The sequence below is a fragment of the Clostridium yunnanense genome (assembly GCF_016595795.1).
GTDB classification, from domain to species: domain Bacteria; phylum Bacillota; class Clostridia; order Clostridiales; family Clostridiaceae; genus Clostridium_AR; species Clostridium_AR yunnanense.
This window is the reverse complement of sequence record NZ_JAENHN010000065.1, coordinates 13,701-27,902: the sequence shown is the minus strand read 5'-3', so window position 1 is coordinate 27,902 and position 14,202 is coordinate 13,701. Positions and strand designations below refer to the sequence as shown.

Sequence of the window (14,202 nt, the reverse complement as noted above, 5' to 3'; positions counted from 1 at the left end):
TTTTGAATCTTAAATATCGTATTATATTTGTTAGCTAAAGTTTTTAGTGTAACTACTATATATTTATATTGTAAATCATGCAGCAACAAAATGCAATACATTACCTACTTTCGCATTTATTGTAAAACAAAAAGGTCTATCCTATGGAACTAGAATAAACCATTTTATTACTATTATGTTATTGTGATTAAACATGCTGGATCTCTTTATCTAATATTTCTTCTTTAATACTACTATAGTCTTCTCCTGTTGTAGAAGCTATGGTGTCTACAAATTTCTCAAGTTTTTCAGCTATTTCGTATATTTCATTTGGTTTCATATCACCTCTAGCTAATCTGTCACATAAGGATAAAAGCGTAATTTCGTGAACTGAGCAGTCTTCTACCATAGTTGATATCTCGGCAAATGGAAGTCTTTTGTTTACATAAAGGTTTTGCATATGCCATCTTACAAGACCAATTACTGAGTCATTGAACTCCTCATCTTCTGAAAAATCTCTTAAGAAACGCCTAACCATTTCAGCTCCCACTGAATCATGGTTATAAGCTGTCCATCTTCCATTTCTTTTTACAGTTGTTTTTATCTTTCCAACATCGTGAAGTAATGCTGCCCACATAAAGCTTCTTTTATCTTCACTGATTTCTCTCCTCAATGCAGCTTGATCTACTACCATCATCGTATGATTCCATACGTTTCCTTCTGGATGAAACTTCTTTTCTTGCTCAATACTTTCTAAACCACCTATTATATCAAATGGTCTTTTGCGCAAAACACCATCCTTTTTTAGCTTGTTTAAATATTCTGATGGTCTATCATCAGACAATAAATGTGATTCTATATCATTAAATGTTTCTAAATTAGACAAGCATACCACCTCCATTTCTATGTAATTATTATTGCCTTATTTTTATATAAAGATTCAGTTATTAACTTTGTATAAATATATATCCCTAATATTTCACTTCATCCTTTTTTAAAAGGTTCCTGTGTCGAAACTTAAGTTATACTTGTTTGAAACCGTGACTTCTGGGGATGTTTTTCATGTATAAATTAATAGTTAAAGTTGGAACCGTATATTTAAAATATGTACAGTTATGATTAAGCTTTAGAATTTTCTAGTATTATACTATCCTGGTTTAAGTATTTGTTTTCTCCAGTAAAATTCAGAATATTATTTATACTCACAGTTAATATAGTAATACCAACAATATTACATTTACAATGTTTTTCTTAAAAATATTTTTTTGTTTAAATATCTTGATAAAAAAATAATACATGCTAAAATACAGTTGTCGGTATTCTCACGAAACCGAACTAATTGGTTTTTTAGTTAAAAGCCGAATTATATCCTACTATATTAAAGGAATAAGAACGGGGAGGCAAAACATGGAAAGAGGTTTAAACAAATCAAAATTCAGTACTAGACAAATGGTGGTAACTGCAATGTTAGCTGCCATATCAATCTTCTTGGGACTAAGCGGTTTAGGATTTATAAAGATACCGCCAGTTAATGCTACAATAATGCACATACCGGTTATAATAGGTGCTATAGTAGAAGGACCAATCGTTGGTGGTCTAATAGGACTATGCTTTGGATTATTTAGTATGTATCAAGCATTTACTGCTCCAACAGTGACAAGCTTTGTATTCTGGAATCCAATAGTAGCTCTACTTCCTAGAATCCTAATTGGTGTTGTAAGTTACTACTCATATGTTGGAATAACAAGGGCAGTTAAAAAGAATCCTACAGTTTCAGGTACCGTTGTAATAGCATTTTTATCTGTTGTAGTAGCTTTAGCTCTTAAGGTATTACTACCTGTAACAATTAGCTATGGTATTGGTGCTACTGTTTTCGTACTACTTACTTTCTTATTTGTAAAGTTTAGACTAAGCGAAAAAAGTGATGTACTTTCAGTAGGAACTGCGGCTGTACTTGGTACTCTTACTAATACTGTTTTAGTCTTAAGTTTAATCTACATTGTCTATGTTGATAAATTTGCGAAAGCTATAAATATAAGTTCTTCAGCAGCTGGAAAAACTATAGTTGCAATCGGAATGACCAATGGTATTCCAGAAGCTTTAGTTTCAACAATAATAACAGTTCCAGTTGTATTAGCAATACTTAAACTTAGAAAATAATATTATGAGTGTGCAGCTATGAAAATAGTAGCACACTTTTTTACTGTATATAAAATCATAGAATTTATGGTATAGCTAACCTTAGATATTTCATTGGTTTTCTAAGTATTTTATGGCTATACTGTAAAAAAGTAAATCTTATTCGCCTGCCATATTTTCCTCATATTCATTCGGAAAGGCAGATGCATAAAAAAGCTCACTGAAGAAATTCGCTTCAGCGACTTTTTTGGCTGTATATAAAATCACATTTAAAAACCATATTATTCGAGAGAGGTAAACGAAATGAACGAGATAAAATTTTGTGATATAGAAGGCATTCGAGTTGGACACAGTGAAAATCTTGAGGCTGGAACTGGTTGCACCGTTGTAATATGTGAAGAAGGTGCTTCTGGTGGAGTTGAAGTAAGGGGCGGAGCTCCTGGTACAAGAGAAACAGATCTATTAAACCCTACAGAGATGGTAGAAAAAATTCATGCAGTTGTACTTTCAGGTGGAAGTGCCTTTGGACTAGACGCCGCTGCAGGAGTAATGGAATACTTAGAAAACAATGATATTGGCTTTGACGTATCTGTAACAAAAGTACCTATTGTTTGTCAAGCTGTCCTATTTGATTTAGTATGTGGAAACGGAAAAATCAGACCTGATAAACAGATGGGCTTTGATGCTTGCGTAAATTCAGAATCACTAAAAGAGGATTTAAACGGTAATATTGGAGCTGGTACAGGTGCTACTGTTGGAAAGATTTTAGGGCCTCAGTTTTCTATGAAAGGTGGACTTGGAACATATACTCTTCAAATAGGTGATTTGCAAATAGGTGCAATAGTTGCAGTCAATTGTCTTGGAGACGTAATTGATCCTTCAACTAATGAAATTATAGCTGGCGCTTTAGACGAAAATTTTGAAGACTTTGTTAATACTGAAGATGTTATGATCTCTCAATATTCTAAAAAAAATAATGTATTCAATGGAAATACAACTATAGGAATCATTGCTACTAACGCTATACTTACAAAAGCGGAAGCTAATAAAGTAGCATCTATGGCTCATAATGGTTTCGGAAGAACAATGAGGCCAGCACATACAATGGTTGACGGCGATACCATCTTTACAATGGCAACAGGCAAAGTAATCTCTGATATCAATGTTGTAGGTCTTCTTTCAGCCAGGGTTATGGAAAAAGCAATTATTAATGCTATAAAATCAGCTGAATCTAGATACGGCTTTAAATCCTATAAAGATAAAATAAATTTGTAAAAACTTCAATAAATAATTTCAATTTATTAAGTTAATATTATTACAGTGAGCGTTTATTAAAGAATAATTTTTATCCCTTAATTTACTTTTTTCTGTGGCTATTTCCTTAATTAGACTTATTTTCATAGTTTATAAAAACTATATATACACACAATAATATTGCAAAGCAAAAGAAGCTTTAGCAAATAAAAATCTTAAAGGAGGATTTTACTATGGCACAAAAATTAGTTCCAGAAGCAAAGAAAGCTCTATCAAAATTCAAAAATGAAGTTGCAAACGAATTAGGAGTTCCTTTCAAGGAATACAACGGTAATCTTTCTTCAAGACAGTGTGGCAGCGTCGGAGGAGAAATGGTTAAGAGAATGGTTGCTGAATACGAACATTCTATAAAATAGATTGCATTATAATGAGGTTCAAGCATAGCGCTTGGACCTCATTTAATGTATAATTTTAATGTTATATAAATTTGCAATTTAAGTACGCTAATATATTATATAAAACATAAAAAAGGGGACATTATGAAAAACAGTTTAAAGCTAAAGTTTATTTGCTTATTCCTAGCTTTGCTATTCATCAATTTCATTATTGTAGGAATATCACTTTTTAATTTATTCCAGGTAAAGCAGGATACTAATAGGTTAGTATCTAATAATTATGACAGCATACAAACCTCAAATAAAATGATTCAAATCATAGATGAAGAATCTCAAGACATAATTAGCTACATAAACACAAAAGATCCTGTATTTATACGAAACTTTTATGATACAAACAATAGTTTTCACGAAAATTATCTCTTGGAGTTAAACAATATAACTGAGGAAGGAGAATTATCTGTTATTAAACAGATAAACACTGATTACTCTGCTTTTTTAGATTCATTGACCAATATAATAGCCATAAGAGATTCAAAAGGCAAAGAAGCTGCTCTATCACAATACACAGAACAAATACAGCCCTTATATGAAGCTCTCACAAAATCGTTACGTAAAATAATCACTATAAATGATACTGCTATTGTAAACCAAAAAGAGTCGATGAAAAATAGTATAAGTTTCTCCATAAATACAACTGTAGGCCTAAGCATCTTTTTGATTTTAGTCGGACTAGCCTTCTCCATAAGATATATAAATAAATTCCTTAGTCCTTTATATTCTCTTCATGATGATATAATCAAAACCAAGGAAGGTGACTTTACACATAGAGCAGAGATCTTGTCAGATGATGAAATTGGTATTTTAGCTCAAGAATTTAATAACATGAGTGAAAAAATAAGTCAATTCCAACATAGTACTTTTGGTAAACTATTAGATGAAAAGAATAGATCTTTAGCTATTTTAAAAAGTATATCTGATCCAATTATAGTTTTAGATACTAATTACAGGATAGTTCTTCTAAATGATGAATCAGAAAATTACTTTAAGATATCTCAGGCTCAAGCTGTTGGCCGTCATGTATTAGAGACCTTAACATATGGAGAGTTATTTGATTTTATATCAAATGTAATGGATAATTCTCTAGAAAAAGACAGTAAAATCATGAGTTTTAAAAATAATAGCACTGTATTTAAGATTAATTTATCACTAATTAAAGACAATACCAATAAAACAAATGGTATAGTTGTATATTTTCAAAATATAACTGAGATTAAAAAGATAGAAAAATTAAAACACGATTTAATATCTTCATTATCGCACGAGATAAAGACTCCACTGACCTCTATTATGATGGGTTCAAGCTTACTTGAGGATTCTGAGCTTATGGAATCTAACGCAAACTTTAATAAAATAGTCTCTGCAATAAGTGAAGATAGCCAAAAACTATTGAATTTAATAAATAACTTCTTACGATATGGTCAGTTAGAGTCTGATCAAAAGCTATTGAATATGTCCTTCTGCTCTATAGAAGATATTATAAATAGAAGCGTAGATGAATACTACTCACTACTAGAAAATAAAAATATAGAATTACGTATAGGTATCCAAAACAACTTACCTGAAGTATATGTTGACGAAGAAAAGATAGGCTGGGTGCTTAACAATCTTTTATCTAATTCAATTAAATATACCAGAAACTTTGGAACTGTGCTGATTGGTGCCTATGAAAATTTTGATCATATAAGTCTATTCGTTAAAGACAATGGAATAGGTATAACTAATGAATATCAAACTAGAATATTTGAAAAGTTTTTTAGAGCTAATAGCGAAAGCGAGGGCACTGGCCTTGGTTTAGCACTTTCAAAACAAATTGTAGAGCTTCACGGTGGAAATATCTATTGTGAAAGCCAATATGGCTTAGGTAGTATATTCACTTTTGAGTTACCAAATAAGGGGGATTAATTATGAAAAAAGTCTTAGTAGTAGATGATACAAAAAACATAAGAGAGATGCTTAAAACATATTTAGATATGGAAGGGTTTCATGTATTTGAAGCCATAAACGCTAATGAAGCTATAGATATTATAAGAAAAGAAGAAATAGCAATAGTGTTTACTGATATAAAAATGCCAGAAGTTAGTGGCACAGAATTATTAAGATATATAAAAAAATATAATAAGAATATAACTGTGATTGTTATGACAGCCTTTGGTACAATCAAAAACGCTGTTGAATGTACCAAACTTGGTGCTGCTGCCTATCTTCAAAAACCTTTTACAAGCAAGAGAGTAAAAGCGGTATTGGATGAAGTACTTAAGAAGGATTCTATAAAGAATAACCTAGTTGCTCATTTGACTCTTGCCAAGAAGCTTCTTGATGAAAATGAAATTGAAAAAGCTGAGGAAGTTCTAAAGAAAACTCTTACTATCAAAGATGATTGTGGTGAAACTTACTTCTTGATAGCAAAACTTGAAGAACTCAAAGGTGACCTAGAAAAAGCTGAGCGTTTCAAAAGAACTGCTGAGATATTTCAGTTCAACTGTGGATTTGATGAATAACAATCTTATCTGTAGAACATCGTATTAGATAAAACCCCACTGTATATAAATCTAACCCTTGCTAAGGGACTTATATACAGTGGGGTTTTTAGTATTTAAGCACTTAATTAGACTTACTGCGAGATAAAAAGTTCCGTCACCAAAATAGCTATTCAATAAAAAGCTTCTTAACGCATTGAATTATCTAGGTTTAACCGGCATAAAATTCTTATATTTTCCTTTACAGCAAAAAAAGAAGACCTTGTATTAAAGGTCTTCTTTTTAATATTGGCTATTAACAATGAAATCAACAACTTCCTTTATCTCCGACAATGATTTGTCTGATATAATAACCTCAAAACCTTCTCTAATCAGTCTACTCTTCCAAGAACTCGGGTTATCAGTAATTAAATCTTTCTTTCCATGAAAGCCTAGCACAAAAAGTAAAGGCTGAAGTACAACTCTTTTGATATTTCTGTTTTTTAATTGATTTACTATCTTATCAAAAGAAGGTTCTCCCTCTATAGTACCTATATGAATATTATCATAACCTTTGTCTCTAAGGCATTTCTGAAATTCATAATAACTTCTCTGTGCTGGGTGACTTGTTCCATGTGCTACTAAAATTATTTCCTCTTCTTTATTTATAATAGGACTTATTTTATCTATAAACTCATAATTTCTTTCTTTATCCTGCAGTATAAGAGCTGCATGAGTTATATTTATATTTGGCTTACTATTTTGCTTTGTAAACTCTTTAATCACATGCTCAGCATCTTCATACTCTTTTCCCTCTATCAAAAACAAAGTGGCTACTGTTATATCTTCCACATCAATTTTTATAAGTTTCTCTATTCCTTCTCTTAAGTTAGGTATAGATATATTATGTCTAGTTTTTAATTTACCGATTATTTTATCTGATGCGAATGCCTTAAATACCTCAGCGTATTTACTTGTATCTATATTTTCAACAACTTGATTATATCTATCTAAAGCCTCTAAATCTGCTGTACCATTACTTAATACGATCAACCCTTTTTTCATTTCTTACCTCATATATTGAATTCTCACTTAGATTATATAATAATTTATAATATGAACTTCTATAAAATTACAGTTTTCTTAAAGCCTTAGCAAAGCTTTCTATTTCTTTTTCGCCATGCTTTACTGATAAAAACATAGCTTCATATTGTGATGGAGGAAGATAAATACCTTCACTTAACATATGAGTGAAATATTTATTAAATAAGTCTATATCACAAGTTTTAACATCATCATAAGTCTTTACACTTTTATTTTCTGTAAAGAATAAAGTCATCATTCCACCACATCTATTAACAACGTTAGCTATTCCTTTTTGCGATAATATATCTTTTATCTCGCCTTCAAGTATTTCTCCATATTTCTCTATGTTTTCATAATACTTTGGATTGCTATAAAGCTTCTTTAAAGTAGCTATCCCCGCAGTCATCACTATAGGATTACCTGACATTGTACCAGCTTGATAGATAGGACCCGATGGAGATAGTTTCTCCATTATATCTCTTCTGCCTCCATAAGCACCACAAGGCATTCCTCCACCCATGATTTTTGCATAAGTAACTAAGTCCGGTTTTACATCAAATAAGGTTTGAGCACCTTTGTACGCTACTCTAAAGCCACTCATTACTTCGTCAAATATTAAAAGGCTTCCGTTGGCATCACATAGAACTCTAAGTTCTTTCATAAAATCATCTTCAGCCTTCATTACTCCCATATTTCCTGCAACTGGTTCAATGATAACTGCCGCTATATCTTCACCAAAAGCATTGAAGATAGCTTTTACAGAAGAAATATTATTATACTCCGCAACTAAAGTGTTAGATATACTTCCCTTTGGAACTCCTGCACTGCCAGGTATGCCACCAGTAAGAACACCTGAACCTGCACTAACTAAGAATCCATCAAAGTGTCCATGATAGCAGCCTGAGAATTTTATTATCTTGTCTCTTCCAGTAAAACCTCTAGCAAGCTTTACGGCACTCATGGTCGCTTCAGTACCTGAGTTAACCATTCTAACCATATCCACATTATCTAAGGTTTCACACATAAATTTAGCTAATTGAAGTTCTAAATAGGTTGGAGCACCAAAAGCTAAGCCGTTATCTAAAGCTGCTTTCATAGATTCTATGACATCTTCATCCTTATGTCCCAAAAGCATAGGTCCCCAAGCGCCCACAAAATCTATGTATTTCTTATCATTTTCATCGTAGATATAAGCCCCTTCACCTCTCTTTATTACAGGAGGATCTATGTCTAATCCCTTAAAGGCTCTAACTGGCGAGTTAACTCCACCAGGCATATACTTTTGTGATAACTGAAATATTTCACTATTATTCATCTCTTATTCCTCCTTAAGCCAAGCTGATGCTTCTAGCGCATAATAAGTTATTATTATATCAGCACCTGCTCTTTTTATAGAAAGAAGACTTTCTAAAGCTATTCTTTTTTCATCTATATATCCAAGCTTTGCTCCAGCTTTAATCATGGCATATTCACCACTTACGCTATAAGCTGCCACTGGGTAATCAAATTTATCTCTTGCCATTTTTATTATATCTAAATATGATAGAGCAGGTTTAACCATTATGATATCTGCTCCTTCTTCTATATCATTTTCCATTTCTCTTACTGCTTCTCTGCTGTTTGCGGGGTCCATCTGATAACTCTTTCTATCTCCAAACTGTGGAGCTGAGTTTGCAGCTTCTCTGAACGGTCCATAAAAAGCAGAACAATACTTAGCACTGTAGGCCATTATTCCTACGTTCTCAAAGTTGTTTTCATCTAGAGCTTCTCTTATGGCTCCAACTCTTCCATCCATCATATCAGAAGGAGCTACCATATCCGCTCCAGCCTTTGCATGAGATACTGCAACCTTAGATAAAACGTCTAAAGTTTCATCATTTTTAACATATTCGTCTTCTATAATTCCACAATGCCCATGATCTGTATATTCACACAAGCACACATCAGTAATTACCCATAGGTTTTTATCTAATTCCTTTATTCTTCTTACTGCTTTTTGAACTATCCCGTCCTCTGCATAAGCTTCTGAACCACAACAATCCTTCTCATCAGGAATTCCAAAAATCATAATCCCTCTTACTTTTGCTTTTTTAATCTCTTCAACTATTTCTTCTAATCTATCAACTGAGAAATGATAGTTTCCAGGCATAGATTCTATCTCTTTCTTTATATTACTTCCTTCAACCACAAAAATTGGGTATATAAAATCCATAGGAGATAAAGAGTTTTCTCTAACCAAATCCCTTATCTCTTTTCTTGTTCTAAGTCTTCTATTTCTCTTATTCATGTCGTTCACTCCATACTTCTGTAAGTTTTTCTATAGCTCCATCCTCGCTATGAACTTCTGATAAAACAGCTTTTATAGCCTTATCCGCTAATGCTTTATACGTTATAGGACCTATAGCTATACATAGCTTTTCCTTAACCTTATCAATCCCCACCATATCTACTAGATTATTTACTGTAGACGGGCTTGTAAATATGATTGTATTTACGCTGTCAAAGGAACTTAAATTTTTCAATTCAGCCTTTTGAGTTTCATAAGTATGTACTCTCAGAGCCATAGCTCCTTGTTCTCTTAAAAATTCTTCTACTAGATTCCTTGAATTCTTAGATATAGGCATTAGAACCTTTTTATCTTTAAGTTCATAGTTTTTTAGTTCTTCTACAAGACCTTCAGCTACGAATTCATCAGCCATTATATTTGCAATTATTCCTCTTTCCTTCAATGCATTAAGAGTTGCTTTTCCTATAACTGCAAACTCAGCTTTAATTTTTCTAATATCTATACTATTATCTATTAAATAATCTAAGAATATATTAACTCCATTAACTGAAGTTAATATTATATAGTCAAAGGAACTTATATTATCTTTATATTGATTTAGATTTTCAGTGGTATTTACGATCTTTATAGCAGGTATCTCAGTAACTTCTGCCCCTAAACTTCTTAATTTTTCTTTCATGGTTTGAGCTTGTTTTTTTGTTCGAGTTACACAGACATTTGCTCCAAAAAGAGGCAATCTTTCAAACCAATTTAATTTATCACTTAAGGTTACAACCTTACCAACTACTATAATTGAAGGAGATTTTAAGTTATTAGCTTTTACTAGCTCTTCTATACTCTCTAAAGTCCCAATAACCTTTTTTTGCTTTGCAGTGGTTCCTCTCATTATAACTCCACAAGGAGTATCCTTAGGTTTTCCATTCTCTACAAGATTCTTAACTATATCGCCTAGGTTTTCTAATCCCATCAAAAATACTATGGTATTTTGTGATTTAGTTAGTACCTCCCATTGAATATTCAACGTAGCTGCACTCATACCTGTAAGCACATGAAAACCTTGAGAAAGCCCTCTATGTGTTATTGGTATTCCAGCATAACTCATAACAGCTACTGCAGAAGTCACTCCAGGTATAACTTCAAAAGGAATATGTTCAGCCTCTAATGCTAAAACTTCCTCACCGCCTCTTCCAAATACATAAGGATCTCCGCCCTTTATTCTTCCTACTATGTGACCTTTTTTAGCTAATTCTACTAGCATATCATTTATTTCATCTTGAGTTTTATAGTGACACCCTGGTTCTTTACCACAAAAGTAAACTTCACAGTCTTCATTTAAATAAGATAATACATTGTTTCCGATTAATCTATCGTAAAGTACTGCCGTACATTCTTTCATTACCTTTACTGCTTTAAGTGTGAGTAGCCCTTCATCACCTGGACCTGCACCAATAATATAAGCTTTTGACATTTTTCCACCTCATCAATCGTAGTTCTCTTGCTTAATTTAATCACAAAACTTAAATTCAACCTAATAATTATAGTTCTTTTATAATCTTTTTAGCTAAAGCCTTACCAAGCTCAATGTGATCTTCAAGCTTACCTTTAATATCCTTTTTTACTAATCTATTATTTATTTCATATATACCTAATATGTATATATCCTTATTCTCAATCTTTGCATAAGCACCTATTGGAGAATGACAGCCTCCATTAAGTTCTTTCATAAAGCTTCTTTCTGCCTCTACAGAGATTCTTGTTTTACAATCATCCAGCTTTGAGAATATATGCTTTTTATCGCTTGTCTTTAAGGTTTCAATACCTAGAGCCCCCTGTCCCACTGCTGGAAGAAATATTTCTTCATTGAAGTAGTCAGTTATTATATCTTCCATATCTAGTCTTTTTAGCCCTGCAGCTGCTAGAATTATTCCATCTAGATTTTCTTTTTCTATTTTTTCTATTCTTGTCTGAACATTTCCTCTGATTGGAATAATCTCAATGTCTGGTCTTAAGGCTCTTAATTGAGAACTTCTTCTTATACTAGATGTGCCTATCCTAGCTCCTTTTTTAAGTTCATAAAAACTGATATTATTCATAGATACAAACGCATCTCTAGGATCTTCACGCTCTGGCATTGCTACAATCTCGAAAGGCTCTTCTAATGCAAAAGGAACATCCTTCATGCTGTGCACTGCTGCATCAGCTTTTCCGTCCAGTAAGGCATATTCTATTTCTTTTACAAATAATCCTTTACCACCTATCTTATTAAGAGCTACATCAAGCCTTCTGTCTCCTTCTGTACTCATTAGAAGCTTTTCACTTTCTATATTGCATTTATCTCTTAGAAGCTCCATAACTATCTCTGTTTGGGTCTGTGCAAGCTTACTTTTCCTAGTTGCTATAATCAAACTCATGGTCATATCCTCCATATAAAACAAAATCATCTTCAAATAATTTCTCTAAATATTCTTTATCAAAATACAAGTATAGTATTTTTTCTCCATAACCTTTTTCAAAGAAAAATCTATACTCATCAGAAATAATAAAGTCCATAATAATCTTATCAATAAAACCAATTTCCTTCATCCTACTCCTTAAAGAAGTTGAAAAATCTGTTATGTTCAGTAAAGGTTCCACAGCTTTGCCCATTTCACTTAATAGTTTTCTAGACATCTTAGGATTGCCACCATTGGTATGAACTGCATATGAAAAACTTCCATTGTTATTTTGTATTGGTAGAACCGCCAAGCCATCTTTAGAATCACTGCAGTTTACGTATAACTTGCTTTGATCTTCACAATCTTCAACAACTTTTACTATAGTGCTTTTGTCATTAATACATATGAAGATTAAATGTTTATCACTCAAATAAGTCTTACTATAGCTTTCTTTTACTAGCTCAACTACTCCTGTAGAAGTTAAAGCTTCAAGCTCTTCATCAAAATGCTCAGCTAAAATAGTTAAACTGCACCCATTTTTTATTAAGGTTGTTGCCTTTATTAAAGCTGCTTTTCCTCCACCAATGATTAAAACCCGTAACTTACTGCTTATTAAGGACAAAAACATATACTCTAGCTTAGAAATATCTTGCTTATTATCTCCATGCACTGTTCTTCACATCCCTTTAACTTTGCTTCTTTAAGTACATTGATTGCTTTATTTACATAATGATCTGAGGTGCTTTTTATAAGAATCTCTGCTAACTTCTCAGAATTCTTATCATTTGCTCTATTTATATAACTTGAATATCTATCAATTACTATCTCTTTTCCTGCTTCTTTCATAGCTGAAATTATAGGAGATAATTCTCTCATCTTCAGCCAATTACTATACTCAATGAAGTATTCCTTGATTATATACTTGCAATCTATCATTCGTGATCTTCTTAAAGCTTTATTTTTATCATCAATCCTTGATATGTCGTCAATGTCAAAAAGCTCTACATTATCTAAAGCCTTAATTTCTTTATCTACATCTCTTGGTACTGCTAGATCAAGAATAAATAATTCTGCTTCTTTAGGGATTTCTTCATATCTCACAACAGTATGAGGAGCTGAAGTACAAGATATTATACATTCAACTTCCTTCAGTACTTCATTTTTTCTATTAAAATCAATTATCTCAACTCTAGAATCAAATATATCTTTTACATTTTCAGGAGTTCTAACCACCAAAAAAATCTTATGTACATCTTGCCCTAAAAGATATTTTACAGCCAGACTTCCTATCTCTCCATAGCCTATAACCATATATATTTTATGTCCTCTATCTATAGCCTCATGAACTGCTATAGAAGATGATGACACAGGAATTTCATATAACTTTGCTTCTGTTCTAAATTGTTTTCCACAAGTTATGGCAGTTTGAAACAACCTTCCAAGCTCTCCAGAAGCTCCCTCTCTATCTTTAGAATATAAAAAGCTATCTTTTACTTGTCCAAGTATTTGATCTTCTCCGAGTATCTTAGAATGAAAGCCACAGGCAACCTCCATAAGATGCTCTGTGACTTTGTCATCTTTATCGTGAAAGATGTACTCTTTTAAATCTTTATCCCAATAAAATGTATCAAATATGTAATCTATATTTTCTTCACTGCAACTATCTGCATTAAAGTAAATCTCTGTTCTATTACAAGTATTTATAATAATAACCTCAGAAAACTTTTTAGTCAGTTCGCAAAGGTATTGATCTATCTTACTTTGCCTTATGGCAAACTTCTCTCTTATATCAAGAGACAGATTTCGTTTAAATCCAATAAGCTGATTCATAAATTATCACTCCAAATATTCTTAAGCCGCAGTATTACTATAAATTCTTATATTCTTATATTTTTTTGAATTTATAATTTTATATTTATATATTGTTATGTTGTTATAATTATATAATTTTACATCTGTACATTCTTTTAATTACACTATATTTCACCAGGTCCAACTATTATCTTACTTTTTATAATTTGCATGAATGTACTAGTTCTTAATATGGATGTACCACTTCGTAATGAAATTTATTATTTTTAAATTTTCTCACCAGAAGCCGTGAGAGT

At 32.1% G+C, this 14,202-nt stretch carries 13 protein-coding genes and 1 pseudogene; 6 read left to right on the top strand and 8 right to left on the bottom strand.

The window, feature by feature from the left end:
• Positions 1–187 precede the first annotated feature (187 nt).
• Complete coding sequence (locus JHL18_RS23395) at positions 188–865, bottom strand: HDIG domain-containing metalloprotein (RefSeq protein ID WP_200273804.1); 678 nt, start codon at positions 863–865, stop codon at positions 188–190.
• A gap of 521 nt (positions 866–1,386) precedes the next feature.
• Here JHL18_RS23395 and JHL18_RS26640 point away from each other — a divergent pair.
• The 6 genes and pseudogenes from JHL18_RS26640 to JHL18_RS23370 form a co-directional block, all read left to right on the top strand.
• Positions 1,387–1,797 (top strand): annotated as a pseudogene (locus JHL18_RS26640) (ECF transporter S component); the annotation flags it as partial.
• Between the two features lie 27 nt (positions 1,798–1,824).
• Positions 1,825–2,139: an ECF transporter S component gene (locus tag JHL18_RS26635; protein WP_420839238.1), complete on the top strand. Its 315-nt coding sequence runs from the start codon at positions 1,825–1,827 to the stop codon at positions 2,137–2,139.
• A gap of 282 nt (positions 2,140–2,421) precedes the next feature.
• Entirely contained in the window at positions 2,422–3,393 is a 972-nt protein-coding gene (locus JHL18_RS23385; RefSeq protein ID WP_200273800.1) for a P1 family peptidase, read from the top strand.
• Positions 3,394–3,605: 212 nt separating this feature from the next.
• Complete coding sequence (locus tag JHL18_RS23380; protein ID WP_200273798.1) at positions 3,606–3,788, top strand: alpha/beta-type small acid-soluble spore protein; 183 nt, start codon at positions 3,606–3,608, stop codon at positions 3,786–3,788.
• Positions 3,789–3,911: 123 nt separating this feature from the next.
• Positions 3,912–5,732: an ATP-binding protein gene (locus tag JHL18_RS23375; RefSeq protein ID WP_200273796.1), complete on the top strand. Its 1,821-nt coding sequence runs from the start codon at positions 3,912–3,914 to the stop codon at positions 5,730–5,732.
• 2 nt (positions 5,733–5,734) lie between these two features.
• A complete protein-coding gene (locus JHL18_RS23370) occupies positions 5,735–6,328 on the top strand; it encodes a response regulator (protein WP_200273793.1) in 594 nt (197 codons plus the stop codon).
• Positions 6,329–6,589: 261 nt separating this feature from the next.
• On the opposite strand, the gene JHL18_RS23365 is transcribed toward JHL18_RS23370, so the two are convergent.
• The 7 genes from JHL18_RS23365 to hemA form a co-directional block, all read right to left on the bottom strand.
• Positions 6,590–7,351: a sirohydrochlorin cobaltochelatase gene (locus JHL18_RS23365; RefSeq protein ID WP_200273791.1), complete on the bottom strand. Its 762-nt coding sequence runs from the start codon at positions 7,349–7,351 to the stop codon at positions 6,590–6,592.
• A gap of 67 nt (positions 7,352–7,418) precedes the next feature.
• Positions 7,419–8,687, bottom strand: a complete 1,269-nt coding sequence (gene hemL, locus JHL18_RS23360) for a glutamate-1-semialdehyde 2,1-aminomutase (protein ID WP_200273789.1) — start codon at positions 8,685–8,687, stop codon at positions 7,419–7,421.
• A 3-nt stretch (positions 8,688–8,690) separates the two neighbouring features.
• Positions 8,691–9,659 (bottom strand): porphobilinogen synthase, encoded by a 969-nt coding sequence (hemB, locus tag JHL18_RS23355; protein WP_200273787.1) that lies wholly within the window; start codon positions 9,657–9,659, stop codon positions 8,691–8,693.
• On the bottom strand, positions 9,652–11,127 hold the full coding sequence (gene cobA, locus JHL18_RS23350; RefSeq protein WP_200273785.1) for a uroporphyrinogen-III C-methyltransferase: 1,476 nt from the start codon (positions 11,125–11,127) through the stop codon (positions 9,652–9,654). Before cobA ends, hemB begins: the two co-directional genes overlap by 8 nt.
• 67 nt (positions 11,128–11,194) lie before the next feature.
• Positions 11,195–12,070, bottom strand: coding sequence for a hydroxymethylbilane synthase (hemC, locus tag JHL18_RS23345; RefSeq protein ID WP_200273783.1), 876 nt, complete (start codon positions 12,068–12,070; stop codon positions 11,195–11,197).
• Entirely contained in the window at positions 12,048–12,764 is a 717-nt protein-coding gene (locus JHL18_RS23340; protein ID WP_200273781.1) for an NAD(P)-dependent oxidoreductase, read from the bottom strand. The genes hemC and JHL18_RS23340 overlap by 23 nt, the downstream gene beginning before the upstream one ends.
• Complete coding sequence (hemA, locus tag JHL18_RS23335; RefSeq protein WP_200273779.1) at positions 12,728–13,924, bottom strand: glutamyl-tRNA reductase; 1,197 nt, start codon at positions 13,922–13,924, stop codon at positions 12,728–12,730. Before hemA ends, JHL18_RS23340 begins: the two co-directional genes overlap by 37 nt.
• Between the last annotated feature and the right edge of the window lie 278 nt (positions 13,925–14,202).